Source organism: Corynebacterium sp. HMSC066C02, from assembly GCF_001814945.1.
GTDB lineage: Bacteria > Actinomycetota > Actinomycetes > Mycobacteriales > Mycobacteriaceae > Corynebacterium > Corynebacterium aurimucosum.
Window position 1 is genome coordinate 151,236 of sequence record NZ_KV818450.1, and the last position, 25,748, is coordinate 176,983.

Here is a 25,748-nt window from a genome sequence, read left to right on the forward strand (position 1 = left end):
CGTCTTCTGCACTACGCTGCGCTCGTTCCGAGCGCAGCCTAAAGCGGGATGTTGCCGTGCTTGCGTGCCGGGCGGGCCACATTCTTGTCCGTGAAGAAGCGCAGATTTTTGGCGATTGCACTGCGGGTTTCAGAGGGGAGAATGACGGCGTCGATAAGCCCGCGCTCCGCTGCCTTATACGGGTTGAGCATGTGGTCTTCGTATTCGCGCTCGAAGGACTTGGTCAGTTCAGCTACGTCGAGGCCCTTCTCGTGGGCAGCCTTGATCTCCTTGCGGTAGATAAAACCGACGGCGCCGGCAGCGCCCATGACCGCGATCTGGGCGGTGGGCCAAGCCAGGTTGACGTCCGCTCCCAGTCCCTTGGAGCCCATCACACAGTAAGCGCCGCCGTAGGCCTTGCGCAGGGTGACGGTGATCTTCGGAACGGTGGCTTCGGCGTAGGCGTAGAGCAGCTTGGCGCCGCGGCGCAGGATGCCATCGTGTTCCTGGTCGGCGCCGGGGAGGAAGCCGGGGACGTCGACCAGCATAATGATCGGGATATTAAAGGCATCGCAGGTGCGCACGAAGCGCGCGGCCTTCTCCGAAGAATTGATGTCGAGGCAGCCGGCGAAGACCTGGGGCTGGTTGGCCACGAACCCCACGGTGCGCCCTTCGATGCGGCCGAAGGCGGTGACCACGTTATCGGCGCGGTCGGCTTGGATCTCCAGGAAATCGCCGTCATCGGTGAGAGCCTCGATGATCTCCTTGACGTCATAGGGCTGGTTCGGGGAATCCGGGATGATGCTATCCAGCACGAGGTCGTCGACGGTTTCTTCGCCCAGCTCCTCGTAGGGCTCAACCGGGGTCAGCTGGCGGTTATTGGAGGGCAGGTAGGTCAGTAGGTCGTGTACCCAATCGAGCGCTTCCTCGTCGCTAGAAGCGGTGTAGTGCGAGGTGCCGGACTTATGCATGTGGATGCCGGCGCCGCCGAGTTCTTCCTGGCTGACTTCTTCACCGGTGACGGTCTTGATGACGTCGGGCCCGGTGACGAACATCTTGGACTTCTCATCCACCATCACCACGAAGTCGGTCAGTGCGGGGGAGTAGGCGTTGCCGCCGGCGCAAGCACCCATGATGACGGAGATTTGTGGGACGACGCCGGAGGCCTTGACGTTTTGGTAGAAGGTCTTGGCAATCCAGTCCAGGGACACGGCGCCATCCTGGATGCGGGCGCCGGCGCCCTCGTACAGGCCAATGAGTGGGCGGCCGGTGGTGATGGACAGCTCCATGATCTTGATCATTTTCTCGCCGTAGACTTCGCCGAGGGCGCCGCCGAAGACGGTTCCGTCCTGGGAGAAGATGCAGACCTCGCGGCCGTCGATGGTTCCCCAACCGGTGACGATGCCATCGGTCAGCGGGCGCTTCTTGCCCATGCCGAAGTCCGTGGTGCGGTGCACGGCGAGCATGTCGGTCTCCACGAAGGAGCCTTCATCGAGGAGGTAGTCCAAGCGCTCACGCGCGGTGAGGCGGCCCTGGGCGTGGACCTTGTCGTGGGCTTTTGTACCCATGGGCTGCGCCGCTGCTTCGCGACGCCTCTTCAGTTCAGCGATCTTGCCTGCGGTGGTGTCGGCGCTCAGGGAGTCAAGCTCCGACAAATGTGAGGAAATAGTCATGTTTCGACAGTGTAGAGAAGTTTTGTATAGGAATGTATAGCGGCGCGCGGGTGATTTCCCTCACAGCCCGCGTTTGTGCAGGTAGGCGGGGTGGGAAAGATGAGTGTTTCCTCGCAAACGGCGTTTTAGGGGTATTTAATTGAGCTCGCCTCCTTGCCTACTCCCAAGAGCACTGCGCAGACGTGCGACGTGTAAGGCGATATAGGCCAGCTCATTGTCATTAATTGCATGGCCCTGACCTTCTAATTTGGAACGGACTAGACGGGCGATGCGCACTGCAGCAGCATCATCATGTTCGATAGCTGCAAGCATTGAATGCAACGGTGCGTCAGCTTCCCGGTTCGGAGTGTTCAAACGGACGAAGAGGTAACGCAGGTGCGTGACGAACCGTGTGACTGTGGGGGAACTGGGCTGTAGTTGGCACTGGAGCTGCGAAGAGACCACATCGAGAAGGGCGGAAATCTCCTTCGTGATGTTCTCTGCCATTGTCATATCCCCATCAACGAATTGCGCGTTGATGAAATGCATCGCTATGGCAGCAGCTTCATCGCGGGCTAGACGGACAGAGGTGGCTTCTTCAACTTGGTCTAGGAGCTTTAGTCCTAGTTCAAATTCCTCTGGGTACAGAGTGGATACTTCCCACATCAGTGGGTAGTTGAACTTGATTCCGCCTTTTTCTCGTTCGATTGCGAAGGAAATATGATCTGCCAGCCCTAAAACTAGAAGCTGGGGTTCCTTGACCTTCGAGTGAGCGCTAATGAAATCTGCGACAAGGCTGACGATTTCCAGCGGGAGCTCAGAGAGTAGCGCGGTGAGGTTTGCAATGGGATGAGCGGAGTTCGGGCGGAAAACTTGCTCCACAGCATCATCCTGGATTTCATCGCCAAGCTTTCGGCTGAAGCCGATCCCTTTGCCTAAGCAGATGGCTTGAATGCCTTGTGCATCAGTGCAAAGAACGGCGTTGTTGTTGAGTGCGCGGATGACGTTCATAGAATCAGGGTACAGGGCACTGTGGCGCAGGCTTGAAAGCCAAGTTGTGCGCCACCGTGCCCTGATTTAGGCGGTGAAAACCTAGAGTTCAGCTCCGTTGGAAACTATGACATTTCGGTACCACTCGAAAGAATCCTTCTTTGAGCGGGCCAGAGTGCCATTGCCCTCATTATCGCGATCGACGTGGATCATTCCGTAGCGCTTCTTCATTTCACCGGTGGTGAAGGAAACTAGGTCGATGATTCCCCACGGGGTGTAGCCCAGGAGATCGACGCCGTCTTCGAGGACGGCCTCCTTTACTGCCGCGATGTGATTGCGCAGATAGTCGATGCGGGCCTCATCGTGGATGGAACCATCGGCTTCCGCGTTATCGACCGCACCGAAGCCGTTTTCCACAATGAAAAGTGGCTTTTGGTAGCGGTTGTAAAGGGAATTGAGGGAGTAGCGCAGCCCTTGTGGATCGATTGGCCAGCCCCAATCAGAGGACTTGATATACGGATTGTCTACTGAATTGGGCAATCCGCCGTTGACCGAGGAACCAGCGTCGGCCACTGCATCGTGTTTAACGGTGTTGGACATGTAGTAGGAGAACCCGAGGTAGTCGACGGTGCCGTTGCGGAGAATCTCGTCGTCGCCTTCTTGGAATCCTGGGTTAATTCCCTCTCGCTCAAATTTCTTCAGAGCATAGGCCGGGTAAGAGCCGCGGATTTGTACATCGGGGAAGAAGTATCGATCGCGGCTAGCAATTTCGGCGGCCATGATGTCTGAGGGATTGCAGCTGTACGGGTACACCGGGACCATGGCAACCATGGCGCCAATCTGTAGGTCGGGATTGATCTCGTGCCCTACTGCTACGGCACGTGCGGAGGCGAGCAGGCAGTTGTGCGCGGTCTGGTACAGCACCTGCTGGGGGTTTTCACCTTCGGCGATGGTCACGCCCGAGTTGGTCCAAAGGAAAAGCGGGTTATCCACATTCATTTGGTTGTTGATCTCGTTGAAGGTCATCCAGTACTTGACCTTCTTGTGGTAGCGCTCGAAGCATACTCGTGCGAAGCGCTCAAAGAATTCCACGAGCTTGCGGTTACGGAAACCGCCGTATTCACGAGCGAGGTGAAGGGGAATCTCGAAGTGGCTTAATGTGATGACGGGCTCGATACCGTACTTAAGAAGCTCGTCGAAGACCTCGTCATAGAACTTGAGTCCTTCTTCATTGGGCTCAAGCTCATCGCCCTGCGGGAAAATCCTGGACCAGGCAATTGACGTGCGGAAGCATTTGAGTCCCATTTCTGCGAAAAGTTTGATGTCTTCGCGGAAGCGACCGTAGAAATCGATTGCTTCGTGGTTGGGGTAGAACTCGTTGGCTTCGATGGTTTCGGTGACGCGGCGGGGAACTCCGTGGGCACCAGCGGTGAGGACGTCGACGACGGAGGGGCCTTTACCGCCCTTGTTCCAGCCGCCTTCGAATTGGTGTGCAGCAACAGCGCCACCCCAGAGGAAATCCGGATTGAGTGACGTGGTCATTTACTTGGCTCCTTCTGCTTGAGTCTGGTTCGAGGACTTGGCTTCAACGGCCATGAGCTCGTTTCCATGAGTGGTACGGGTTGATGGATGGATGATGACATCAGCGAATTTCTTCGTATTCGTGATGATTACTGGCGTAGTGAGTGAAAAGCCGGCTTGGGTAATCGATTGAGCATCAAATTCAACCAATAAGTCTCCTTCTTCGACGCGCTGTCCCTTTGTAACGTGACTGGTGAATGGCTTTCCCTTGAGCGCGACCGTGTCTAGGCCGATGTGGACCAGAACTTCAACGCCGTCATCTGAAATGATCCCTACAGCGTGTTTGGATGGAAGGACTGTCGCAACAGTGCCATCGAAGGGCGCGTAAACCTTGTTGTCGGTCGGTTCTACGGCCACGCCCTCGCCCATGGTGCCCTGTGCAAAGACCGGATCGTCCACCTCGTTAAGAGCGAGAACTGTGCCAGTCACAGGGCTTGAGATGTGGAAGACGGTCTCTTTTTGGGAGAGCTGGTTGTGGTATTCAGCGGATGCGGCATCGGAATCGGGGGAGCTGTCGGTTGCTTCGGCAGGGGCCTCGGCGAGCACATCCGTGAAACCAACAAAGTAGACGCCGATGACGGCTCCGAAGAATGCTACAGCGCAGCCAATAATCTCTCCCATGAGCGAGTTCGTTCCAGGTTCGTAGGCATTCATGATGGTGAGCACGCCAGGTAGTCCTGCATAGACGTATTGCAGGGAACCGAAGAGGGACACCACAATGGCGCCTGCCGCACCCGCGACACAGCCCACAATGAATGGCTTCTTTAGGCGGAGTGTAACGCCATAAATAGCGGGTTCAGTGATGCCGAAGACGCCGGTCAGGGAAGCGGATGCGGCGACCTTCTTCATTTCGGGGCTGCGAGACTTGAGGAAGACTCCGAAGGCCGCTCCAACCTGAGCAATCACCGCAGCGGTCTGGAAGGCCTGGAAGGGGTCTGAGCCATACTGTTCAAAGTTCGCGAGGACCATTGGGGTAACGCCCCAGTGCACACCAAAAATGACGATTACCTGCCAGAAACCACCTACCATGGCTGCGGCGACAGGGGGAGCAACATCGACCAACCAGTTGAAACCGTCTGCAATGAGAATTGCGCCCTGGTTGGATAGAGGGCCAATAATCAGAACAGTGAGTGGCACGGCGATGATGAGGCAGAACAGCGGGGTAAACAGCTGCGTGATGACCTCAGGTAGGTGCTTCCGGAAAAACCTTTCGAGGTAAGACAATCCCCACACGACGAAAAGGGGTGGAAGCACAGTTGAGGTGTATGTGGTCTCGCTCAATCCAAAACCGAAAAGCGAAATGTGTTCGCCCTCGGCCACACGTGAGGCAATGTCGGCCATTTCTGGGGCGACGAGAGCGCCAACGGCGGCGACAGAGATGAATGTGTTGGTCTTGAAGAATTGCGAGGCGGTGATCGCGATGAGGATGGGGAGGAAAGTAAAAGGCGCCCAGCTCATGAGCGAGAAAATCTCGTATGTACCTGTCTCACCAAACTCCGGCCAGGCGGCAGTGATGAGGATGAGCGCACCTTGGATAAGGCCCGCTGCGGCGAGTACGTAAATGAAGGGGGCAAAAACCGCCGACATCATAGCGATGATGCGGTTCATGAGGGTGGGTTTATTGTCCTCGTCATCAATCTGCTGTTCATTAGGATCGATTCCTAGCTGATCAATGGCAGCTTCGTAGACCTCTCCCACGCGGTTGCCGATGACGATTTGGAACTGCCCTCCCTTCTCGACGGTTGTGATGACGCCGGGCAGATTTTCAATCTTGGTGTGGGCGTCTTCGGGAGTGCTCTTCAGGACGAGGCGCAGGCGAGTGGCGCACCGAGCAATTCCTGTGATGTTAGATGGCCCGCCGACCAGAGTGATGATGTCGTGGGCAAGCTTTGGATAATCACGTACCGGGGCGGTCATGATGTCCTCACTTTCGTTCTTAGGCTTTCGAAAAGTCCCAAAACGAAAAAGACTCGCGAGAGCAATGAAGCTGAAGTCCCTTTCGTTAAAGGGGGATTCCGCTTCAGGTTCTTGCCTCTTGCGAGTAACAGGCCTGATAGCCGATATGTGAAACTATAGCCCCTCTTGTGGCAGGGCACAAGAGGGGCTAGTTGTGATGTGGATTAAGCGGCTTTATCTGGAGCGTCGGCTAGCCAGCCGAGGTTGTAAAGGAAGAGTTCAACCTCTGTGAGATCCTCTTCGCTGGGAAAGGAGTTGGTCAGCGCCGCGTAGGACTCTTCGATGTCGGTGCGGGTGGCTGGGACGAGGCCGTGCTTGTGCAGATCTTCGGCGATCTGCGATACCAGCGGCGCCGGGTGCACCGTGTCAAGGTTGATTCCGGTGGCGCTCTTGAATTCGTTAGTGATGGCGGAAAGGAATCCGGTCAGGGTATTCATTTGGCTCACCTCTCTATTTCTTGTCGTAATGATGCGGCCGTCCGCATCATGGGGTTAAACCAACTATATAGGTAAAGTTCTCTAAAAGCTAGCTTTCGTTCATGGCAAGTTAACTTTCAGTTAACCTAGCGCGAAATATGAGGTGAGAAACGAGCGCCTTTTAAGCCTCAATGGGCAGCCAGGCGTAGCCATAGGGCCCGAGCTCCACAGGGCCTAGGTCGACGGTCTGATCCGTGAAGTTGTGCAGGCACAACAACTCACCGCGCTGGAATCCCAGAACGCCCGTCTGACCGGTTTCCACGGCTTCGAAAGGTGCGGTGCCGAGTTCCGGATGTGCCTTACGCTGCTGGATTAGACCGCGGAGGCGGTGGAGGAGCGAGGAGTCGTCGGCAAGCTGCTCTTTCACTGAGACCCCTACGCCGCCGACGATGGGACGGCGCGGGTGAGCGGATGTAGTGAAACCTGCGCCCTCACCGGGCTCCCATTGCATGGGCGTGCGCACGGCATCGCGGTCGGGCAACTCGGAGGCATCGTTCATGCCGATTTCATCGCCGTAATACAAAAAAGGCGCGCCCGGCAGCGTCATGAGAAGTGAATAAAAAAGCTCAATCTTGCGGTAATCATTGCCCAACAGTGGCGCGAGGCGCCGCGCGATGCCCACGTGGGCGCGCATCTGCTCATCCGGCAGGTAGTGCTCGTACATGATGGCGCGCTGGTCCTCGTCGACCATTTCTAGGGTCAGCTCGTCGTGGTTACGCAGGAAGGTGCCCCACTGACAGCCCTGGGGAAGCTCTGGAAGCTCCGCCATGATGTCGTAGACCGGTGTGGCGTCCCCCAGCGCGAGGGCTTGGTAAAGCCGCGGCATCACTGGGAAGTTGAACACCATGTGGAAGCGATTGCCCGTGCCGTAAAACTCCATGGTTTCTTCGGGCGGCTGGTTAGCCTCCGCGATCATGATGGCCTCGGGGTAATTCTCGTCGATGAAGGCGCGGACCTTCTCCACAAACTCGACCGTCTCCGGCAGAGACTCGCCGCCCACCCCATCACGCTCGTACAGGTAGGCGATGGCATCGAGGCGGAAGCCGTCCACGCCCTTATCTAGCCAGAAGGAAAGAATCTTGAAGACTTCCTCGTGGACCTTCGGGTTGTCGTAGTTTAGGTCCGGCTGGTGTGAGTAGAAGCGGTGGAAGTAATACTGCTTGCGCTCCGGGTCCCATGCCCAATTCGAGGTTTCCGTATCGGTGAAGATAATGCGGATCTCGGGGTAACGCAGGGGATCATCGCCCCACACGTAATAGTCGCCGTAAGGGCCTTCCGGATCGGTGCGGGAGGCCTGGAACCACGGATGATCGGTAGAGGTGTGGTTGAAAGCCAAATCCGTCATGAGGCGCATGCCACGAGCGTGAAGTTCGGTGACGAGCTCGTCAAAGTCTTCCATCGTGCCGTAGTCAGGGTGAATGGAGTAGTAGTTGGCGATGTCATAGCCGTCATCGCGCAGCGGGGAAGCATAGAACGGGGAGAGCCACAGGCAGTCCACTCCGAGCCACTTGAGGTAATCCAGCTTCTCAATAACTCCACGTAGCGTGCCAACGCCTTCGCCGTGGGTGTCCTTGTACGAGCCCACGAGGGCCTGGTAGAAAATGGCGTTATCGTGCCAGGTCATCGGAGATCCTTCCGTTTGGCCCGCCACAGCAGAAACTCCGCCAGGCACAGCGCGCCCGCCAGGAGCCCCGGCCAGATGGCGGGGGAGGGGTGAAAAAGATTGAGGACTGCTTGCACCAGCGCTAGGAAGGCAAAGAAGCCAACGAATCCCAGCGCGGTGTCCCATAGCAGTTCACGGCGCATTAAGCCTTGACACCTCCGGCGGTGAGGCCGGCGACGATGCGGTGCTGGAAGATGAGCACCATGATGATGAGCGGAACCGTTACCAGCGCGCCCGCGGCCATGGTGGCGGCATAGGGGTACTCGAAGGCCGAGGGGCCCGAGAAACGCGCGATAGCCACGGTCACCGGCTCAGTAGCAGTGGTGGATAGCTGCTTGGCCAGCATGAACTCGTTCCACGTTGTGATGAAAGCGATGATGGCGGTGGTAAACAGCGCGGGCGCGGCCAGGGGCAGGAGCACGAGGCGGAAAGCTTGACCGCGGGAAGCGCCGTCCACGCGGGCAGCTTCCTCCAGCTCCCAGGGCAGCTGACGGAAGAAGCTCAGCAGCGTGTAGACAGTCAGGGGCAGCGCGAAGGAGATATTCGGAATGATCATCGCGCGGTAGGTGCCAATCCACTCGAGGTTGCCAAAGAGCTGGAAAAGCGGGGTCACCAACGCGATGGCCGGGAACATCGAGGCGGCCAGGATGATGCCGGTGACGATACCTTTTCCAGGGAAGTCATAGCGAGCTAGCGCATAGGCGGTGAACACCCCGATGAGGACTGCGACAGCGGTCGTGACCAGAGAGATGAGCAAGGAATTGCCCAAGGCATTGAGAAAGTCATTGCCCTTGTCTGTTGCCAGTGCATCCCGGAAGTTGTCCAAGGTCACGTGCGTGGGCCACGGGGTGGTGTCGAAGGTATGGGACTTGTGCCGCAAGGCGGTGACAACCATCCAGTAGAAGGGCGCGAGCCCCCAGAACATGATGAAGAGGATGCCGAGGTAGTGGCCAAGCTTTTTCATGACTTCTTCTCCTTCTTCTGGCGAGCAGTACCGGAGATATCAGCGCCGAGGAAACGGACGAGGATGAACGCGACGGTGAAGATAAGCAGGAAGATGAGTGTGGACAGCGCGGAGGCTGAGTTGAAGTGGCCCTGGCGCATGTCTTCCACCACCAGCTGGGAAATGGTGGCCGTCGGCGCGTTGGAGGAAGCGGAGATCATGATGACCGGTAGGTCGTACATGCGCAGCGCATCCAGCGTACGGAAGAGGATGGCCACCATGAGTGCTGGCCGCACCAGTGGCAGGGTGATGGTGAAGAAGGTTTGGATACGCGAGGCGCCGTCCACGCGTGCTGCGTCATAGACATCGCGCGGAATCATCTGCAGGCCTGCCAGGATGAGCAGTGCCATGAACGGGGCGGTCTTCCACACATCAGCGATAATCACCGCGAGGCGGGCATAGAACGGGTCCGTGGTCCATGCGATGCGCGAGCCGATGAGCGCGTTAACGATGCCATCCGGTGCAAACATGAACTGCCATAGCTTCGCGGTGACTGCGGTGGGAATGGCCCAGGGAACCAGCACCGCCGCGCGCACGAGGCCGCGACCGCGGTATTCGCCGTTCATCACCAGCGCCATGAACATGCCCAAAATCGTTTCCAGGGTCACCGTGACCACGGTGAAAAAGAGCGTGATCTTAAGTGCCGGCCAGAAATCAGTGGCGATGACGCCATCCGGGCACGTGCTGGCCTGGCCGGTGGCAGACATACAGCGATTGGTGATCCAGTACAGGTAGTTCTCGAGGCCTGCGAATGCGCCTTCCTCGAATACACCCGTGGTCGGGTTAAGCCGCTTGTTGCCCTGGAAGGACAACATCACAGCGCGCACGATGGGATAGCCGATGACCACGGCCAGCGCTATCAGCGCCGGCGCGATGAGCGCAGCAACGCGCAGATACTGTCTGCGGGGCTGCGCGGTAGGCGGTGCTCCAGCCATGCGGTGCCTGCCTTTCTGATTTATAGGGGAGGGGTTATCGGGGGTTGGGGAAAATCATAGCGGGTGGCGTAGACATCCTCTGGACATCCTCTGCGCGCGAGCACCTTGATGCCCATTGGTTTAAATCCAGATCAAAGAAGGAGGCGCGGGCAAGTCACGTGGACTTACTCGCGCCCCCATTTCACGCTGGGAAGATTAACCCTGGGAGGCTGCCTCGATGGCGGCCTTCATGTCCTTCGTAGCGTCATCGACGGACTTGTCAGCGGTCAGAGCCGCGTAGGCGTTATCCTGCACGGCCTTGGAGATGGCGGTGTAGAACGGGGAGACCGGACGCGGCGCGGCGTTCTCCAGGGATTCCTTCAGAGCCGGAAGGTACGGGAACTCCTCGACGAGGGACTCATCGTCGTAGATGGAGGCCAGCACCGGCGGGAAGGAAGCCTCAGCGAAGGACTTCTGGTTCTCCTCGTTGATGATGAACTTCATGAAATCCAGGGCCGTAGCCTTGTGCTCGGAGTTGATGTTGATGCCGTTGTTGTAGCCACCGAGGGTGGAGACACCGACTCCGTCCTTGCCCACCAGCGGCTGGACCTCAAACTTCACGCCAGCCTCTTCGGAATTGGTGTACATGTACGGCCAGTTGATGGCAAAAGCGGTCTTGCCCTCAGTGAAAGCGAGGTTGGTCTCCTCCTCCGTTGTGGCGGTGGAGTCCTTGGAGATGGTGCCGTCTTCGTAGGCGTCGACAAGCGCCTGCAGGCCTTCCTTGGCCTCGTCGGAGTCAACGGCGACGTTGCCCTCATCATCCAAGATGGAGCCGCCCCAGCCCTCGATGAAGCCGGCGGTGTTGACGGTGAGGCCCTCGTACTGCTTGAGCTGCGTGGTCAGGCAAGAAGCATCATCCTTGAGAGCCTCGCAGGCAGAAGCGATGTCTGCGAACTTCTCCGGAGCCTTGTCCGCCAACTCAGTGTTGCGGAAGAGCAGCTGGCCGTTGGTGTTCTGCGGCAGCGCGTAGAGGGTGTCGTTGTAGGTGGCGGACTCCACGGTGGGCTCCAGCAGCCCGGAGGTGTCCACCTCAAGGTCACCGGTTAGCGGTGCCAGCCACTGGTTAGCGGCGAAGTCCGCGGTCCAGACCACGTCCAGCGCCATGACGTCGTAGTCGGAGTTGCCCGCCTGCAGGGACTGCACGAGGGTCTCGCGCTGAGCGTCGGCCTCGCCGGCGAGCTCCTTGAGCTCGACCTTCTCATCTGGGTGCTCGGCGTTCCATGCCTCGATGATGGGCGTGATCTTGTCGGTATCGTTTTTGCCCATGGCGAAGGTGATGGGGCCGCGGCCGTCACCATCAGTCGAGGAGGCATCGGAGCCAGTGCTTGACGACGATCCCTCGTCGCTCGAGGAGCAACCCGCCAAGGTCAGTGCGAGTGCAGCGGTGGTGACGACAACGCCGCGGCGGACAGAACGCAGCGAGCTGGGGAGGAAGGGCTTCTTCATTGAATATTCACCTTTCGGAAAACTTCTGATGACTACAAAATAGGGGATCATCCCCACACTGCACGTGGTTTTGGCTTTTAATTCACTTCAAACGGGGGTGAAATCACCCCCTGTCCGTGGTGTTTCTTAAGCCTCAATACGCTGGCCGGTCTCCGGATCGAAGCGGTGAGCCTCGCGGGGGTTAAAGGTCAGCACGACGTTCTCACCACGCTGCGGAACGTTGTCGCTCGCGCGGGCGACGAAGCGCTGCTCGCCCACCATGACGTAGACGAAGGACTCAGAGCCCAGCTCTTCCACGAACTCCACCGTGCCTTGGAAGCCAATCGGCCCCTTATTGATGAACATTTTTTCCGGGCGAACGCCGACGCGGCCGCCGTTGTAGTCGAATATGTTCATCGCGGGGGAGCCAATGAAACCGGCGACGAATTCGTTAGCGGGAGCGTCGTAGAGCTCGCGCGGTGGCGCGACTTGCTGCAGAACACCGTCCTTGAGCACGGCCACGCGGTCACCCATGGTCATGGCCTCCACCTGGTCGTGGGTGACGTAGACAGTGGTGGCGCCGAGACGCTGTTGGAGGCTGGCCAGCTCCGCGCGGGTTTGCACGCGCAGCTTAGCGTCGAGGTTAGACAGGGGCTCATCCATGAGGAAGGCCTTCGGCTCGCGCACGATGGCGCGGCCCATGGCCACGCGCTGACGCTGACCACCGGAGAGGTCTTTGGGCTTGCGCTGCAGGTACTCCGTCAGCCCAAGGGTCTTCGCTGCTTCTTCTACTTTGGCTTTGATTTCAGCCTTGGGCATCTTGGCCAGCTTGAGGGCGAAGCCCATGTTCTGGGCAACGGTGAGGTGCGGGTAGAGCGCGTAGTTCTGGAAGACCATGGCGATATCGCGATCGCCTGGCTCAAGGCCCGTGACGTCTTTGCCGTCAATAAGGATGCGGCCGCTGGAGACCGGCTCCAGCCCCGCGAGGGCGCGCAGGGTGGTGGACTTACCGCAGCCGGACGGGCCGACGAGGACTAGAAACTCGCCGTCCGCAATCTCGAGATTGAGGTCTTTGACCGTGGGGTTCTCGGCACGGGGATAGGTGATGCCGACGTTCTCAAAAGTGACCTTTGCCATGAACTCACACTAGCACCCGGCGGCACGTGCATTAGGCTGGAATTTGTTATGAAGAAGTTCGCTCCACTCCTCGCACTGCTCTTGGTCGGTTGCTCCAGTACGGAATCCGCCGAGTCCTTTGCGCCACTGACAACCGTTTCTACTGGGACTGCTGATGCGTCTTCAGCACCTTCGGAGACTACGACGGAGTCATTGACCTCCACTACCAAATCTTCTTCGGAAGAGCCTTCCCCGACGATGCCCTCGAAGGAGTCCGCGACATCGCCGACGACTTCGGCTGCAGAGACGCAGCGCGATACCGTGTTCCGCGCTATTTTTGCCGATACTGTCGACGCATCTGACGTCCGCTCACAGTTGGTGGACAATGGCCACGTGAATCGCTCCACCATGCGTGCCAGCATGAAGGGGATGGGCCTGGATGTCTCGGATTCGGAATTGCAAGAGTACGGCGAGTGGGTTTGTGAATGGGTTACCCCAGCAACTCGCTATGTGCTGGTGACTGAAGGGAAGCCGGATAACCTTGGGGCACAAGACCGCGCTGATTACGACAAGTTGATCGGGGATACTGTTTCTTTCCTGGCGGATACGCGGCAGATCACCGTCACACCTGAACAGGTCACCCATGCGTTGCCGCAGGCGGTGCTGACTACCTGTCTTGACGATGCTACTGCCCGCACAATTCTGGCCAATCCGGATTACTTTTAGTTACTTCGAGGCGGCAGTGATCCGGCGGGTAACCTAGGGTGCATGACTGCACTTGATATGGACCGAATCCGCGAGGCGCTGAGCGAAGACTTCGCTGTTATCGATTACACCGAGTCCACTGGCTCCACCAATACCGATCTCATGCAGGCCGGCAAGGTGGCTGATGGCACCGTATTGCTGGCTAATGAGCAGGTTGCCGGTAAGGGCCGATTGGGCCGTCAGTGGGTGAGCCCGGCTGGCTCGCAGCTCATCTTTTCCGTTCTCATCCTTCCGGATTCGTTGGATCACCTCGGTACTTTGCCGCTAGCTGCCGGCTTGGCCGTGACTGATTCCGTAGAGGGTGCGGTACTCAAGTGGCCGAATGACGTGCACATCGATGGTAAGAAGCTGTGCGGCATCCTCGCCGAGGCTGGTCCAGTGGGCGAGGCCTTCAAATCTGCTCCGAAGACGGAAGTTTCCAAGGCTGAAATCAACAAGGCCGAGGTGAACAAAGCCGAGGTGAACAAAGCCGAGATCAACAAGGCAGAGATCAACAAAGCAGAGATTAATAAGGCAGAGATCAACAAAGCCGAGGTCAGTAAAGCTGAAATCGCCCCCAAGACTCAGTCTGCGAACCCGCCTTCAGCCCGCGTGGTCGTGGGCATGGGCATCAACGTCACCCTGACCCGCGAGGAACTGCCCATCGAGGCCGCGACAGCGCTCGCGCTCGAAGGCCTTGAGACCGACCGCACGCAGCTGGCGATTACCGTGCTGAAGAACCTGCGTCGCCGCATTACCCAGTGGGAGCAGCAGGACCCACAGCTTATGGCTGATTACCGTAAGGTGTGTTCTTCCATCGGGCAGGAAGTCCGCCTCGAAGCCCCGGCCGGCGACGTCATCGGCACCGTCGAGGGCGTGGCCGATGATGGCCGCATCAACGTCGGCGGCGAGTATTACTCCGCGGGTGATGTCATCCACCTTCGCCCGGCTGATAATTAGTCGCCCGCGCTGCGTGGCGTCTAAGCGTCGACCGGCGAGGCCCCATAGAAGACGCCGTGCTCGACACATGGCGCTATTCAAAAGGCGTCTGTCAGAAGGCATTAGTCAAAAGGTGTCTTTGGGGGCAAAGACACCTTTTGGACGCCTCCACATGGCGTTTTCAGGGGCAAAGACGCCTTTTGACTGACGCCTTTTAGGAAATGCCATGCGCGAAGCCTTAGCTGGGCCTGCAAGGCCTAGGCCGTGACGTCCTCTTGCCTGGACAGCGGGAGCAGGGAGGTACCATGAGCCCCATGAACCTCATGCAGATGGGCCGCGGCGAGGTTGTGCGCGCGGATATGACCGCCCCCTTTCGGACGCTGCTCTTTCCTTTTTTAGAGCTCATCGTGATTACCGGGGTGTGCTGGATTGCCATCGGCTGGTGTGACTATAACGGCATGGACCTGGCGCTTCGCAATGGCTTAGTAGCTTTATGGGCCCTGCTTGCTGCCTGGCGCTTCATCGGTCCCTTGGTGAAAGCCCGCCGTAAGCGCTTCATCGTGACCAACCTGCGCGTCATCGCTCGCGAAGGCAAACGCGTTGATTCGATCCCGCTCACGGATATCCGTGGTGCGCGCCGCCGTCGCGGCGGGATTTCGCTGGCACTGCACGGATACGAAAAGCCGATGTATTTTCCATCCATCCCCAAAGCCAAACGCGTCGAGGATATCCTCAACGAGCAACCGGTCTGGGGTTAGTCCTTAATCTCCGTCGTGTGTAGCTGCTGGTCCAAGTCATCAGGGGCCAGGTTGGCGGAGCGGAACTCGTGGGTCAGCGGCAAGCGCAGATCCAGGTCCGTGCCAGGGCAGAGCTCAATGGTGGCCTCATCCACCGTGTAGTCCAGCACGTGTCCGCCGGAGGTCCGCGCAGCGTCAATAAAGTGCACGTGGCAGCCCGGCACCGAAATACCCTTCTCAAACACCGGTGTGCGGAAACCACCGATGATGCCTTCGACGTTTTCAAAGCGCAGTTCCTTATCGCCGCCCACGGCCTGCGCCATCGGCGGATAAGGCTTGCTCTGCTTGACCACCGTGCGGGTAACCACGTTGCTGAAGCGTCCGGTGATTCGCACCGCGTACATGTAGTTGGCGGAAGGCTCGACTTCATCGATGAAGGCCGAAAGCTCCTCGCGCTTCAATCCCTTGGGCGCGGCCACCTTAATACGGGGGACGAAGTTCGTGGCCACCGCGAAGGGGGTTCCCTGGTCCAAGTCCGCTACCGTCGCGGTGCCATCGCCGCGTAGCTGGTAGCACACGCCGTCGAGGATAATCATCTCCCCATCCAGCGCATCGAAGGTGCCGATGCCAAAATTGCCTTTGCCCAAGAGCTCGCCGATGGTCATTTCGCCGTCGTAAATGCCATCCAACAGCGCGGTCATGAGGGAGTTCTGAAAGATGGTATGCCGGACGATCATGGCCCCAAGGCTAGTATTGAAAGGGTGAGTGAACAACACAAACCCCTCGTTACTGTTTATGGAGACGGCCAGCTTGCACGCATGATGCAGCCGGCCGCCGCAGAGCTCGACATCAGCTTGCGCGTGCTGGCCTCCGCGCCAGACAAGTCCGCCGCACAGGTGATCCCGGATGTGGTGCTCGGTGACTACCACGATCTCGACGTGCTCACCGCCGGCGCGGAAGGCGCGGATGCAATTACCTTTGAGCACGAGCACGTCCCGACGGAGCACGTCGAGCGTCTTATCGCCGACGGCCTCAACGTCCAGCCCCAGCCTTCCGCTCTCCTCTACGCGCAGGACAAACTGTTCATGCGCGAGAAGCTGGCCGAGCTGGGCGCCCCAGTGCCGCGCTTTGCCGCTATTGAATCGGTGGAGGATGCGCGGGATTTCGCCGCGCTTGTCGACGGTCACGTGTGCCTCAAAGCCCGCCGCGGCGGCTACGACGGTCATGGCGTGTGGTTCCCGTCAGCGGAGGAGCTGGAGCCGCTGGTAGAAGAGCTTCTCGCCGCTGGTACTCCGCTTATGGCTGAGGAAAAAGTTTCCCTTACTCGCGAGCTGTCCGTGCTCGTCGCCCGCCGCCCCTCCGGCGAGGTCAAAGCCTGGCCGGTCACCGAGTCGGTGCAGCGAGACGGCATCTGCGCCGAGGCTTTTGCCCCAGCCCCGAACTTGTCGGCAGCGCTCGCGGAGCGCGCCATGCAGGTGGGCATCAAGGTAGCCACCGAGCTGGGCGTTACGGGTGTGCTGGCAGTGGAGCTTTTCGCTTTTGCCACGAAGCAAGACGCCGGCTGCATCATCGCGTCCGCTTCAGGCGCGCCGGGAGCGGTTGTGGAAGAAGATATTGCGGTCAACGAGCTGGCCATGCGCCCGCACAACACCGGCCACTGGACGCAGGATGGCTGCGTGACCTCGCAGTTCGAGCAGCACCTGCGCGCCGTGCTGGACCTGCCGCTGGGCTCCACCGCGCCATTGGCGCCCGTAACGGTCATGGCCAATGTGCTGGGGGCTGAGGAGGATCCGCAGATGCCCATGCCGCAGCGCGTCCGTGAAGTCATGGAGCGCTACCCGCAGGCGAAGATCCACCTCTACGGTAAGGACCACCAGCCGGGTCGCAAGATCGGCCACGTCAACGTCGTTGGTGAGGACGTGGAGGAAACGCGCCGCATCGCCCACGATGCCGCCCACTTCCTCGTCCACGCGCAGTGGGCGTAAGCCCACTGCGCACTCTTAAGCCCACTGCGCACTCTTCAGACCACTGCGCACTCTTAAGCCCGCAGCGAGCTTAAACGCTAGTAAAGAAGGAGATTTTTCATGGAACCACTCGTCGGACTGATCATGGGATCCGATTCCGATTGGCCCACCGTCAAGCCCGCAGCCGAAGTGCTCGCCGAGTTCGGCGTGCCCTTTGAGGTGGGCGTCGTCAGTGCGCACCGCACCCCAGAAAAGATGCTGGCTTATGCCAAGTCTGCCCACGAGCGCGGGCTCAAGGCCATCATCGCCTGTGCCGGTGGTGCGGCCCACCTGCCAGGCATGGTTGCCGCGGCCACGCCGCTGCCGGTCATCGGCATCCCGCGCGCGTTGAAGGATCTCGATGGTCTCGATTCACTGCTGTCCATCGTGCAGATGCCGGGTGGGGTGCCGGTGGCAACCGTATCCATCGGCGGTGCGAAGAATGCGGGCCTGCTTGCCGTGCGCATCCTCTCCGCGGGCGACCCAGCACTGGTGGAAAAGATGGCAGCCTACCAAGAGAACATGGCCGCCGAAGTAGAAAAGAAGGATGAGAACCTGCGTTCCCAGCTCCTCGGCGAATAAGACGCGGCTTTAACCGGGCAACTCGCTTGTCAGATCCGGGTAGGAGGCCTGGGCGCCGGAGCCCGTGACGGTAAAGGCCCCGACCCGCGCGGCGAAGCGCGCGGCATCCACCAGCGAATCGCCGTCCAACAAGCGGGCACACAGCGCGCCGGCGAAGGCATCGCCCGCGCCGGTCGTATCGACGGCGGTGACGCGTGGGGAGGGAACGTCGATAAGCTCGGCCCCCTCGGCCACAAGCGCCCCGCGCGCGCCCAGCGTGAGAACCACCGAGGCAAAGCCGGCCTCCCTTAAGCGCTGCGCTAGCTCCGCTGGCGCGCCCTGGCCGCTCAACCCCAGCTGCTCGAGGATGAGCCCGGCCTCGTGCTCATTGGCCAGCAGCGGGTCGGCGCGCAGGAGCGCTTCCTTTTCCACCTCGATGACCGGTGCGAGGTTGACCACGACCCGACCTTTGGCCAGCTCGATTGCCTTGGCAAAGCCCGCTGGCGGTATCTCACCTTGGAGCAAAATGAGCTCCGATGCGGTGATGGGGGAGGAGTGCGTGGTGACGAATGAATCGCTGACAAGCGCATTAGCACCCGGCACCACGATGATGGTGTTTTCACCCTGCTTATCTACGGTGATGACGGCTAAACCTGTTACCTCTTCGCTGGCCTCGACGTGCGTGAGGTCCACGCCGCTGGCCTGCAAGTAGTGCATCGCAGGCGCGGCATAAGCATCGCTGCCCACCGCGCCGACGAAGCTCACCTGCGCACCCAGCTGGGCAGCCGCGACCGCCTGGTTTGCTCCTTTGCCACCCGCGGTGATGGTTCCGCCGTGCCCCAAGAGGGTTTCGCCGGGCTGGGGGTGTCGCGCGGTGTGGACCACGAGGTCAGCGTTGATGGAACCGACTACGCACATGCTCATGCTGACCAGTATGCACGCTAAGCTAGCGGGCATGCAGTTTCCGCTTCTGGTGTTGGGCGCGCGCGTCGAGGGCGGCGAGCCTGGTCCGCTGCTACGTAGCCGGTTGGACCGAGCGGTGGTGTTGGCTCGCCTGTTGCCGGAGGAGCCAATCATCGTGACCGGCTTCGGGGAGGCGGAGCCGATGGCGCGCTACCTCATCGAGCGGGGCGTTAATCCGGAGCGGATTCTCCTCGAACCACTCGCTACCAGCACCAACGAGAACCTCGAGCGCGCCCATGCGCTGTGCCCGGAATACACCTATTTCCGCGTTGTGACCAATGACTTCCACGTGCTGCGCACCCGCATGTGGGCCGGGCACCTAGGGATTCGCGTTCACATGCACGGCGTGCGGACCCCGCGGAAAGACCGCTGGTGGAACTACCTGCGCGAGGTGGTGGCGACGCCGCATTCGCTGCTGCGCATTGTGTGGCGGCGGGTGGTGGCTAGGCGCCGAAGAACATGAGCACGATGGCAATCATCCAAATGACAAACCAGTGGCGCTTTTGCGGAGTGGTCGGGTTGGCCTTCTGCTGCAGCGACTTGAGGAAGTACCACGTTCCAGGCAAGGCGAAGCCGATGCCCATGGCTACATCGCCATCAGTAATTCCGGTGAAGCCTACGAGGACCGAAAACAGACTCAAAAGCCCTTTGAACAGGGAGAAGCTGTGGATCGTGCCGCCCGGTGAGTGCTGTTCAAGGGAATAGTCCTGCATCGGCGCCGGTGGGTAGGCGCGCTCAGGCTCAGCGAAAGGTTCAGCAGAAGGCTCCGCGGCCGGATCCGCGAAACGCTCTGCAGAAGGATTCGCAGAAGGCGCCGCGTAGGATTCGCGCGCGGGCTCCGCGAAGGGATTAGCCCCGCGGCCGTTGATTGGCTTGGCCGGCTCCTCGAAAGGGTTGGAGTCAAAGGGATTGCTCATGCGATTCACACTAGGCCACTAGTACACCGAACCCCGAATTAGAGCTTGGCCAGCGTCTTCCGGATGCCTTCTTTCAGCGTTGCCCGTGATTGCTTCATCGGATGCGCAATCGCCCGCAGGCCCATATATGCAATTTGGTCCGCTGCGCGGTTCAGCGGGTCACCCGCATGCCCCATCACCCGACGGATGGTCACCGCGCAGACTCCCTCCACGTCATTCCACGCTTGCTGGAAGCGCGAGCGCGAGCCGGAAGACAGCCCCCGCCACACCCCGCGCGAGCGCATCGCCTTCGAGCCCTTCTGCCGAATCTGTTCCACCGCTTCTAATGCAGCTACTGAGTCCGACTCGATGATCGCCTTGGTTGCACCGACCTTGAGCAGGTATTTCAGCGCCAAGGTGAGGGATTCGAGCTCGAGCTCATCGGTGCTGGCCGTCGTCTCGCGCGTGCGCAACCGGTAGTCGCCATTGCTGGCCACGAAACACATGGAGCCCTTGAACACCGTGTCCGAGGAAGCGTCCGTGGCGATGCGCACTGTGGCCCCCTCGGGCCAGGAGGAGGCCGTCGAGAAGTTCGGCCACCAGTGCGCCTTCGGTGTGTCCACCTTTACTACTTGCTTCTTGCGCGGGGCCTCGCCTTCCTTCTTGGCGCGGCGCGCGGTGATTCCGGCCTGCTTGCGCCGCACGGAGCTGGCGCTTTTCGACGCCCTATTCTCCTCCGCAAAACTCCCCGTCACGGCATAGCCACGCTTTTCCAGCGCGGCCCGCAACCCCGCCTGCCGGCGCCCGGTGACGATCCACCTGCGTCCTCGGAGCCCCTTGGTGGCCTTTTCGAATTCGCGGACGGCCACCTCAACGATGTCGCCCTTTTTAATCTGGCCCTTGCGCACGAAGCGCGTCTTCGTGGTGTTGACGGCGATGACCCAGCCGTCGACAGTTCCGTTTTCGGCGGAATCCCAGCGCTCATCCCACAGCGCAATAGCCACATGCACGGGTGCTGAGATCATGTCTTTGGTGATCTTGCGCGTGCCGTAGGTGCGCGATTGCGTGCCCGTCAGGGCGGAGAGCTCGAGTGGTTCCATCCCCTTTAGTAAACCATTTCACCGCTTCCCTGTAACGCTCGGGCGTCTAGTGCAACATACTCGGTGAGCCCATTAGCATTCTGGAGTTTTATTAGTGTCTGTTCTTACCTTGCCTGGTTCGCGTAAGCGGGAGTTCTCCCGCCTGTTTCGCGAGCATTACCCGGCGGTGCTGGCGTATCTGCGCCGCCGCGTCCCACCGAGCCACGCCGAAGAGCTGGCGGCCGACGTCTTCGAGCGGGCCTGGTCCGGCTTCGACTCCTTGCGCGGCACGCCGCTGCCGTGGCTCTATGGCATCGCCCGCAACGTGATGCGCGAGTTTTACCGCACCCGCCGGGAGACGGAGAACCTCGATGATCATGAGCTGGAATCCTACGCCGGCTATGACGCCGTCGATGCCAACCTCGACATCACTCGCGCGCTGATGCAGCTTCCGCACGCGGAGCGCGAGATTCTCACGCTCCACGCCTGGGAGGGACTCGACCACCCCGATATCGCCGAGGTCCTCGGCATTTCCCGCAATAACGTGCGCGTTCGCCTGCACCGCGCGCGTACCCACCTTTCCGAACTCACAGGAGAAACCGATGCCTAGCTCTCTCGATATGCTCCGCGCCGCCAACCCCGTTCCTGACACAGCGCTTGACGACGCCTCCCTCGCCCGCTCCGAAGAGACCCTCGCAAAGATAACGAAGGGCCGGCCCACGTGGACAATAGCGGCGGCTTCCGTCGCGGTGCTTGCGCTCATCGGTGGTGCCTTCCCGCTGCTCAATAATTCGGAACCCGTGGCCTCGGCTGCGGAGATTCTGACGCAAGCCGGCGAAGCTGCGGCCACCCAGCCCGATGCCGTGGATAAAGGCGTGACCGCGAAGGAATACATGAAGCGCGTCGATACCCTCGGCGATGCCACCGCGATCACCGAATATGCGGTGGATGCCGGCGGTGCCGTGGAGGTCTCCTCGCAGGGAGAGGTCCCGGGCTTTGATCCGCAGCCCTCCATCAACCCAGAAGACCTCGTCGTTGCGACCGATCGCGCTGGGTTGGAGAAGCTGGCGGATTCCTTCCCGAACCACGCCCTCGGAGCGCTGGAGCTGCTGCTCCAGCCCGGACTAAGTAGCGAGCAACAGAAGATTGCTTATGACATGCTGGCGGATGCGGAAGGCAATGAGGTCGGCACTGTTGAGGGCGAAGGCGAGGACCAGCTGGTCACCGTGATTCGCGATTCTGACCGCGTCTCCTTCTCCGTCTTGCCTGCGACCGGCCAACTGGTGCGCGTGGTCGGCCTCGTAGGCCCGGACGTGGAAACCACCATCGATGCCACCGCGATCTTGGACTGCGTCTCCGTCACAGGCCTGGAGGGCCCGGACCGCATCTCGCTAGCGTGCGCTGACAATAATTACCTGGTCAACGAATTGGACTGGCAGCGCTGGGGGGCCGACTCCGCAGAGGCAGAGGGCGTGGCGATTGAGAACGACTGCGACCCCAATTGCGCGGAAGGCACATTCAATGAGGATCGCGTCAAGGTGGTCGTCGACAAGCGCGTGGCGTGCGGCTATCATGCCGAGGTCTACTCTCGCGTGCGCGTGCAGTACCCGGATGGGCGCGAGGAAGAGCAGCAGATTGGCTGCGCGCCCTAGGTAAGTTGGCGCAGGGCGAACTGGCCGTACATCTCTCCTAAAGCCTCGGCGGTGTAATCACCGTCGGGGCTAAACCATTGGGCCACACCGATGCCCATATCGATGAGCGCCCAGCAGGCGATTTTGAGGTTCTCCGCATGGAAGTCACCCTCGTTGACCACGGCCATCCAGCGCGCGACATAGTCACGGCGCAGCTGCAGGACGACGGACTTGTGGGGCTCTTCGAGGTTAGTGAGCTCGTTGTTGACCACGCGGACGCGCCGAGCATGGGTGGCATGGTAGATGACATGGGCTTTCATGGTGGCGACGAGCTTGTCGCGGGGATCGCTGAGCCCGGCGAGGCAGGCGGCGTTGGCGCGGAGGAGATCCTCCATGGCGGTGATGGTGACTTCAGCGAGGAGCTCCTGTTTGGAGGAGTAGTGGTTGTACAGGCTGGAGGCGCGCATGCCGACGGCCTTGGCGATGTCCTCCATGCCGGTGGCGTGGTAGCCGCGCTGGTCAAAGAGGTCGAGTGCGGCGGCGGCGATTTGGTCGCGGCGTCTCTGGTTGGCCATGGTGGGCGTCCTCCTCAATGAGCTAATGGTGGTTAGTGTACCTGCGATGTGGGGTGTGGGGGACGGTTGGGGGCTGGTTTGTCTGGTGACTGTCCTTGCGTGGTCATGCCGCGTTGTGTGTGGTCGTGTCACGTTATGTGTGAGGCACTTGACAGTCAATGGAGAGTCAGGTCACAATTAGGGCTAATAGCCATTCGTATTGCCTGTTTATTGGAGAACTCACCATGTCTCACAACCTCTTTGAGTCCACCACTGATTTCTTGGGTGTTTTTGACAGCCTCTCTGAGTCCGATGCTGCGGGGTGGAAGCGTGCAGCGCAGTTTCGTGAGTACTCCGCCCCGGTGATCAACCAGCACTGGCAGGCTGCGGAGTACCCACTGGACTTGGTTCAGCGCTTGGGCGACTTGGACGTGATGACGGATGGCCTGGCGGTGGAAGGCCATGAACAGATGTCCACGCTTGGTGCTGGCCTGGCACTCATGGAGGTCACGCGCGCGGATGCCTCGATGGGCACGGTGATTGCGGTGCAGGCTGGGCTGGCCATGCGCTCAATTTCGATGTTGGGTTCTCCGGAACAGCAGGCCTTGTATTTGCCGCAGATGGCTTCGTGCTCTTTGCTTGGTGCCTTCGGGCTGACGGAACCGGCTCACGGTTCGGACTCAATTGCTTTGGAGACCACCGCGGTGCGCGACGGCGATGAATGGGTGCTTAATGGCGAGAAGAAGTGGATCGGCAACGGCGCTTCCGGCGGAATCACGATCATTTATGCGCGCATGGAGGATGGCAATGTTGGCGGTTTCATCGTCCCGCAGGAGGCTCCTGGCTATTCGGCTTCGGTGATTGAGGGCAAGCTGTCCCTGCGCGCTATCCATCAGGCACACATTACGTTGACTGATTGCCGAATCCCCGCAGCTAATCAGCTCCCGGGTTGCCGCAGCTTCAAGGATGTGTCTCGCGTTCTTACCGCTACCCGCATTGGTGTGTCCTGGATGGCGCTGGGCTCGGCGGTGGCCTGCTACGAGATTGCCCGCTCATATGTGCTGGAGCGCGTGCAGTTTGGTCGCGAGCTGGCGAAAGCGCAGATTATTCAGCAGCGCTTGGCCAATATGGTGCTTGACTTGAGCCAAATGATGCTGACCTGCCGTGAGGTCTCTTTGCGCGAAACTGCGGGGACCTTGGCCCCGGAGCAGGCCTCGGCGGCGAAGCTCCACAACACCCGCGCTGCTCGTCGAATTGCCGCTGATGCCCGCGACATGCTCGGCGGTGTGGGCATCCTGCTGGAAAACGACATCGCGCGTCACTTCGCTGACGTCGAGGCCATGCACACCTACGAGGGAACCGATACCGTGCAGTCCCTGATTATGGGCAAGAAGATTACCGGTTTCTCGGCCTACAAGTAGCGTTTCGAAGTGGCCCCATATTCCACCGTGCCCATCTTTTCCCACTATCGCGGTCATTCTAGGTTCGAGTCCTGGTGGGGAGGCCTCTGTTGGAACCGTCGTGAGCGGTCGAAGATGGTTCTGCTCAGAAGGCATTAGTGAGAAGGTTTGTTTGGGGGCAAACGAACCTTCTTTGTGCTGTTAGAAGGTTTACTTGGGTGCAAACGGGCCTTTTGACTAGAGACTTCTGAGTGAAGCCTTGTGAGTGGAACCTTGTGGATTACTTTGTTGAAGGATCAGCCAATTCGATGGATGAGTTGTAGTTATCCACAGACGGGGAATCGACCGTAGCTTTTGAGGGCTGGAAGCCATGATGATGGAAGCATGATTGACGATTCACACCTCATTTACCTACGACCCCTTTCGAACAACCACCCTGTGTGGAAACAACTTGCTTCAGGTGAACTTATTCGCCTCACCTCGCGTTACGCGATAAACAGCGAGTACTATTCAGCTCTTCCTTACTACCAACGCCATCTCTTTGACATCGTTGCCTTCGGGCGTAGCGCTCATCGGTCAGTTCTCGTGGAAAGATCTGCGGCCAAACTGTTGGGCTTGTGGACGCTGTCGTCTCGGGACGCACAGGTTGTTCTAGCACGGCAATCCAAAACAGTCCCGCCGCGACGGCAATGGGATAGCAAGGTGATGTACCGAAAAATGTGGCTGCCAACCTCAGACATTATGGAGCGCTTCGGGCTTCGGTGCACGTCGGTTGCGCGCACCTGCATCGACGTCGCACGGCTTGCGACGTTTGAGGAAGGGCTGATGGCTGTCGACTCCGCTTTGCGCAAACGACTCGTTAGCATTGACGATTTACGGTCAATGATCACGGCAATGGGCCGTGTAAAAGGTGCTGCTCAGGCTAGGAAAGTGGTTATGCATGCTACCGCCCTCGCCGAATCTCCCTATGAGTCCTATGCGCGCGGCATGTTAATTGTGGAAGGTCTGGGAAAGAATCTCGTGGTTCAGCCAGAGCTTCAGGGTGGGTATCGGCCGGACTTGCTTCTCAACGGCAAAGTCATCATGGAAATAGACGGCGCTGTGAAGTACGACGGAGCGACCTACGGAAAATCTACCGAAGCGGTGATACGGGCTGAGCGGCAAAGAGAGAAATACCTTCAGAATCTCGGATACATCGTGCTGCGCTATTCACCACGGGATCTTCTCCAGAACCGAGAACAGGTTCTTAACGAGGTGCGCGGTGCGTTAAACACCGTGCAACCTCGTTCAGCCTAGCGAGCCTCCTTGTCAGCACGAGGGCGCTGCCAGATGGTTTCATTCAGAAGGCATTAGTGAAAAGGTTTGTTTGGGGGCAAACGAACCGTTTGTAAACGCCTAGATGGTTTACTTGGGGGGGGGGGGGGGG

At 59.6% G+C, this 25,748-nt stretch carries 26 protein-coding genes; 10 read left to right on the forward strand and 16 right to left on the reverse strand.

All coding sequences use genetic code 11. From position 1 onward, the window contains the following. Positions 1-38 precede the first annotated feature (38 nt). The 11 genes from HMPREF2996_RS06095 to HMPREF2996_RS06145 all read right to left on the reverse strand — a co-directional run bounded on the left by HMPREF2996_RS06095 (position 39) and on the right by HMPREF2996_RS06145 (position 12,836). Positions 39-1,652, reverse strand: a complete 1,614-nt coding sequence (locus HMPREF2996_RS06095; protein ID WP_070446371.1) for an acyl-CoA carboxylase subunit beta — start codon at positions 1,650-1,652, stop codon at positions 39-41. 135 nt (positions 1,653-1,787) lie between these two features. Further along, on the reverse strand, positions 1,788-2,642 hold the full coding sequence (locus HMPREF2996_RS06100; protein ID WP_070446369.1) for a PRD domain-containing protein: 855 nt from the start codon (positions 2,640-2,642) through the stop codon (positions 1,788-1,790). Positions 2,643-2,723: 81 nt separating this feature from the next. Further along, on the reverse strand, positions 2,724-4,163 hold the full coding sequence (locus tag HMPREF2996_RS06105) for a 6-phospho-beta-glucosidase (RefSeq protein WP_070730542.1): 1,440 nt from the start codon (positions 4,161-4,163) through the stop codon (positions 2,724-2,726). Further along, positions 4,164-6,119, reverse strand: a complete 1,956-nt coding sequence (locus HMPREF2996_RS06110; RefSeq protein WP_070446365.1) for a beta-glucoside-specific PTS transporter subunit IIABC — start codon at positions 6,117-6,119, stop codon at positions 4,164-4,166. Positions 6,120-6,322: 203 nt separating this feature from the next. After that, positions 6,323-6,595, reverse strand: coding sequence for a hypothetical protein (locus tag HMPREF2996_RS06115; protein ID WP_070446363.1), 273 nt, complete (start codon positions 6,593-6,595; stop codon positions 6,323-6,325). A gap of 160 nt (positions 6,596-6,755) precedes the next feature. Beyond that, positions 6,756-8,258, reverse strand: coding sequence for a maltose alpha-D-glucosyltransferase (gene treS / locus HMPREF2996_RS06120; RefSeq protein ID WP_070730544.1), 1,503 nt, complete (start codon positions 8,256-8,258; stop codon positions 6,756-6,758). Beyond that, the gene (locus HMPREF2996_RS06125) at positions 8,255-8,440 is read right to left on the reverse strand and encodes a hypothetical protein (RefSeq protein ID WP_070446358.1); all 186 of its coding nucleotides are present in this window, start codon (positions 8,438-8,440) and stop codon (positions 8,255-8,257) included. Before HMPREF2996_RS06125 ends, treS begins: the two co-directional genes overlap by 4 nt. Beyond that, positions 8,440-9,261 (reverse strand): carbohydrate ABC transporter permease, encoded by an 822-nt coding sequence (locus HMPREF2996_RS06130; RefSeq protein ID WP_070730546.1) that lies wholly within the window; start codon positions 9,259-9,261, stop codon positions 8,440-8,442. The genes HMPREF2996_RS06125 and HMPREF2996_RS06130 overlap by 1 nt, the downstream gene beginning before the upstream one ends. Further along, complete coding sequence (locus tag HMPREF2996_RS06135) at positions 9,258-10,235, reverse strand: carbohydrate ABC transporter permease (RefSeq protein ID WP_070710888.1); 978 nt, start codon at positions 10,233-10,235, stop codon at positions 9,258-9,260. The genes HMPREF2996_RS06130 and HMPREF2996_RS06135 overlap by 4 nt, the downstream gene beginning before the upstream one ends. 195 nt (positions 10,236-10,430) lie before the next feature. Then, a complete protein-coding gene (locus HMPREF2996_RS06140) occupies positions 10,431-11,720 on the reverse strand; it encodes an ABC transporter substrate-binding protein (protein WP_070730547.1) in 1,290 nt (429 codons plus the stop codon). 126 nt (positions 11,721-11,846) lie between these two features. Continuing rightward, on the reverse strand, positions 11,847-12,836 hold the full coding sequence (locus tag HMPREF2996_RS06145; protein WP_070730548.1) for an ABC transporter ATP-binding protein: 990 nt from the start codon (positions 12,834-12,836) through the stop codon (positions 11,847-11,849). A 48-nt stretch (positions 12,837-12,884) separates the two neighbouring features. On the opposite strand from HMPREF2996_RS06145, the gene HMPREF2996_RS06150 reads away from it, so the two are divergent. The 3 genes from HMPREF2996_RS06150 (at position 12,885) to HMPREF2996_RS06160 (ending at position 15,256) form a co-directional block, all read left to right on the forward strand. Continuing rightward, positions 12,885-13,541: a hypothetical protein gene (locus HMPREF2996_RS06150; protein ID WP_246822991.1), complete on the forward strand. Its 657-nt coding sequence runs from the start codon at positions 12,885-12,887 to the stop codon at positions 13,539-13,541. Between the two features lie 42 nt (positions 13,542-13,583). Next, the gene (locus HMPREF2996_RS06155; protein ID WP_070730550.1) at positions 13,584-14,519 is read left to right on the forward strand and encodes a biotin--[acetyl-CoA-carboxylase] ligase; all 936 of its coding nucleotides are present in this window, start codon (positions 13,584-13,586) and stop codon (positions 14,517-14,519) included. Between the two features lie 293 nt (positions 14,520-14,812). Further along, complete coding sequence (locus tag HMPREF2996_RS06160) at positions 14,813-15,256, forward strand: hypothetical protein (RefSeq protein ID WP_070710890.1); 444 nt, start codon at positions 14,813-14,815, stop codon at positions 15,254-15,256. Here the strand turns inward: HMPREF2996_RS06160 and budA are convergent. Then, positions 15,253-15,972 (reverse strand): acetolactate decarboxylase, encoded by a 720-nt coding sequence (gene budA / locus HMPREF2996_RS06165; RefSeq protein WP_070446344.1) that lies wholly within the window; start codon positions 15,970-15,972, stop codon positions 15,253-15,255. The genes HMPREF2996_RS06160 and budA overlap by 4 nt on opposite strands. On the opposite strand from budA, the gene HMPREF2996_RS06170 reads away from it, so the two are divergent. Further along, a complete protein-coding gene (locus HMPREF2996_RS06170; protein WP_083313789.1) occupies positions 15,958-17,220 on the forward strand; it encodes a 5-(carboxyamino)imidazole ribonucleotide synthase in 1,263 nt (420 codons plus the stop codon). The two genes, budA and HMPREF2996_RS06170, sit on opposite strands and share 15 nt — an antisense overlap. A gap of 99 nt (positions 17,221-17,319) precedes the next feature. Further along, positions 17,320-17,820 (forward strand): 5-(carboxyamino)imidazole ribonucleotide mutase, encoded by a 501-nt coding sequence (purE, locus tag HMPREF2996_RS06175; protein ID WP_046647007.1) that lies wholly within the window; start codon positions 17,320-17,322, stop codon positions 17,818-17,820. Positions 17,821-17,829: 9 nt separating this feature from the next. On the opposite strand, the gene HMPREF2996_RS06180 is transcribed toward purE, so the two are convergent. Then, entirely contained in the window at positions 17,830-18,723 is an 894-nt protein-coding gene (locus HMPREF2996_RS06180; RefSeq protein ID WP_070730554.1) for a ribokinase, read from the reverse strand. A gap of 31 nt (positions 18,724-18,754) precedes the next feature. Here HMPREF2996_RS06180 and HMPREF2996_RS06185 point away from each other — a divergent pair, with 31 nt between their 5' ends. Then, on the forward strand, positions 18,755-19,225 hold the full coding sequence (locus tag HMPREF2996_RS06185; protein WP_070446595.1) for a YdcF family protein: 471 nt from the start codon (positions 18,755-18,757) through the stop codon (positions 19,223-19,225). On the opposite strand, the gene HMPREF2996_RS06190 is transcribed toward HMPREF2996_RS06185, so the two are convergent. Further along, the gene (locus HMPREF2996_RS06190; RefSeq protein ID WP_070730556.1) at positions 19,206-19,679 is read right to left on the reverse strand and encodes a hypothetical protein; all 474 of its coding nucleotides are present in this window, start codon (positions 19,677-19,679) and stop codon (positions 19,206-19,208) included. The genes HMPREF2996_RS06185 and HMPREF2996_RS06190 overlap by 20 nt on opposite strands. Positions 19,680-19,717: 38 nt before the next feature. Continuing rightward, positions 19,718-20,758: an RNase H family protein gene (locus tag HMPREF2996_RS06195; RefSeq protein ID WP_070730560.1), complete on the reverse strand. Its 1,041-nt coding sequence runs from the start codon at positions 20,756-20,758 to the stop codon at positions 19,718-19,720. Positions 20,759-20,852: 94 nt separating this feature from the next. Between HMPREF2996_RS06195 and HMPREF2996_RS06200 the strand changes: the two genes are divergently transcribed. Next, a complete protein-coding gene (locus HMPREF2996_RS06200) occupies positions 20,853-21,347 on the forward strand; it encodes an RNA polymerase sigma factor (RefSeq protein ID WP_070521314.1) in 495 nt (164 codons plus the stop codon). Then, entirely contained in the window at positions 21,340-22,389 is a 1,050-nt protein-coding gene (locus tag HMPREF2996_RS06205) for a hypothetical protein (protein WP_070730562.1), read from the forward strand. The genes HMPREF2996_RS06200 and HMPREF2996_RS06205 overlap by 8 nt, the downstream gene beginning before the upstream one ends. On the opposite strand, the gene HMPREF2996_RS06210 is transcribed toward HMPREF2996_RS06205, so the two are convergent. After that, entirely contained in the window at positions 22,386-22,943 is a 558-nt protein-coding gene (locus tag HMPREF2996_RS06210; protein WP_070644336.1) for a TetR/AcrR family transcriptional regulator, read from the reverse strand. The genes HMPREF2996_RS06205 and HMPREF2996_RS06210 overlap by 4 nt on opposite strands. 224 nt (positions 22,944-23,167) lie before the next feature. Here HMPREF2996_RS06210 and HMPREF2996_RS06215 point away from each other — a divergent pair, with 224 nt between their 5' ends. Next, entirely contained in the window at positions 23,168-24,343 is a 1,176-nt protein-coding gene (locus tag HMPREF2996_RS06215; RefSeq protein ID WP_070730564.1) for an acyl-CoA dehydrogenase family protein, read from the forward strand. Positions 24,344-24,706: 363 nt separating this feature from the next. Continuing rightward, the gene (locus tag HMPREF2996_RS12450; RefSeq protein ID WP_083312710.1) at positions 24,707-25,618 is read left to right on the forward strand and encodes a DUF559 domain-containing protein; all 912 of its coding nucleotides are present in this window, start codon (positions 24,707-24,709) and stop codon (positions 25,616-25,618) included. Positions 25,619-25,748 lie beyond the last annotated feature (130 nt).

Excerpts from the sequence above, each read along its gene's own strand:
- HMPREF2996_RS06150 (WP_246822991.1), top strand. The coding sequence starts at position 12,885 with ATGAAGAAGTTCGCTCCACTCCTCGCACTGCTCTTGGTCGGTTGCTCC.
- HMPREF2996_RS06110 (WP_070446365.1), bottom strand. The coding sequence starts at position 6,119 with ATGACCGCCCCGGTACGTGATTATCCAAAGCTTGCCCACGACATCATC.
- HMPREF2996_RS06105 (WP_070730542.1), bottom strand. The coding sequence starts at position 4,163 with ATGACCACGTCACTCAATCCGGATTTCCTCTGGGGTGGCGCTGTTGCT.
- purE (WP_046647007.1), top strand. The coding sequence starts at position 17,320 with ATGGAACCACTCGTCGGACTGATCATGGGATCCGATTCCGATTGGCCC.
- HMPREF2996_RS06135 (WP_070710888.1), bottom strand. The coding sequence starts at position 10,235 with ATGGCTGGAGCACCGCCTACCGCGCAGCCCCGCAGACAGTATCTGCGC.
- HMPREF2996_RS06095 (WP_070446371.1), bottom strand. The coding sequence starts at position 1,652 with ATGACTATTTCCTCACATTTGTCGGAGCTTGACTCCCTGAGCGCCGAC.
- budA (WP_070446344.1), bottom strand. The coding sequence starts at position 15,972 with ATGATCGTCCGGCATACCATCTTTCAGAACTCCCTCATGACCGCGCTG.
- HMPREF2996_RS06205 (WP_070730562.1), top strand. The coding sequence starts at position 21,340 with ATGCCTAGCTCTCTCGATATGCTCCGCGCCGCCAACCCCGTTCCTGAC.
- HMPREF2996_RS06100 (WP_070446369.1), bottom strand. The coding sequence starts at position 2,642 with ATGAACGTCATCCGCGCACTCAACAACAACGCCGTTCTTTGCACTGAT.
- HMPREF2996_RS06125 (WP_070446358.1), bottom strand. The coding sequence starts at position 8,440 with ATGCGCCGTGAACTGCTATGGGACACCGCGCTGGGATTCGTTGGCTTC.
- HMPREF2996_RS06195 (WP_070730560.1), bottom strand. The coding sequence starts at position 20,758 with ATGGAACCACTCGAGCTCTCCGCCCTGACGGGCACGCAATCGCGCACC.
- HMPREF2996_RS06180 (WP_070730554.1), bottom strand. The coding sequence starts at position 18,723 with ATGAGCATGTGCGTAGTCGGTTCCATCAACGCTGACCTCGTGGTCCAC.
- HMPREF2996_RS06160 (WP_070710890.1), top strand. The coding sequence starts at position 14,813 with ATGAACCTCATGCAGATGGGCCGCGGCGAGGTTGTGCGCGCGGATATG.
- HMPREF2996_RS06140 (WP_070730547.1), bottom strand. The coding sequence starts at position 11,720 with ATGAAGAAGCCCTTCCTCCCCAGCTCGCTGCGTTCTGTCCGCCGCGGC.
- HMPREF2996_RS06215 (WP_070730564.1), top strand. The coding sequence starts at position 23,168 with ATGTCTCACAACCTCTTTGAGTCCACCACTGATTTCTTGGGTGTTTTT.
- HMPREF2996_RS06170 (WP_083313789.1), top strand. The coding sequence starts at position 15,958 with ATGCCGGACGATCATGGCCCCAAGGCTAGTATTGAAAGGGTGAGTGAA.
- HMPREF2996_RS06155 (WP_070730550.1), top strand. The coding sequence starts at position 13,584 with ATGACTGCACTTGATATGGACCGAATCCGCGAGGCGCTGAGCGAAGAC.
- HMPREF2996_RS06130 (WP_070730546.1), bottom strand. The coding sequence starts at position 9,261 with ATGAAAAAGCTTGGCCACTACCTCGGCATCCTCTTCATCATGTTCTGG.
- HMPREF2996_RS06210 (WP_070644336.1), bottom strand. The coding sequence starts at position 22,943 with ATGGCCAACCAGAGACGCCGCGACCAAATCGCCGCCGCCGCACTCGAC.
- HMPREF2996_RS06190 (WP_070730556.1), bottom strand. The coding sequence starts at position 19,679 with ATGAGCAATCCCTTTGACTCCAACCCTTTCGAGGAGCCGGCCAAGCCA.
- HMPREF2996_RS12450 (WP_083312710.1), top strand. The coding sequence starts at position 24,707 with ATGATTGACGATTCACACCTCATTTACCTACGACCCCTTTCGAACAAC.
- HMPREF2996_RS06115 (WP_070446363.1), bottom strand. The coding sequence starts at position 6,595 with ATGAATACCCTGACCGGATTCCTTTCCGCCATCACTAACGAATTCAAG.
- treS (WP_070730544.1), bottom strand. The coding sequence starts at position 8,258 with ATGACCTGGCACGATAACGCCATTTTCTACCAGGCCCTCGTGGGCTCG.
- HMPREF2996_RS06185 (WP_070446595.1), top strand. The coding sequence starts at position 18,755 with ATGCAGTTTCCGCTTCTGGTGTTGGGCGCGCGCGTCGAGGGCGGCGAG.
- HMPREF2996_RS06145 (WP_070730548.1), bottom strand. The coding sequence starts at position 12,836 with ATGGCAAAGGTCACTTTTGAGAACGTCGGCATCACCTATCCCCGTGCC.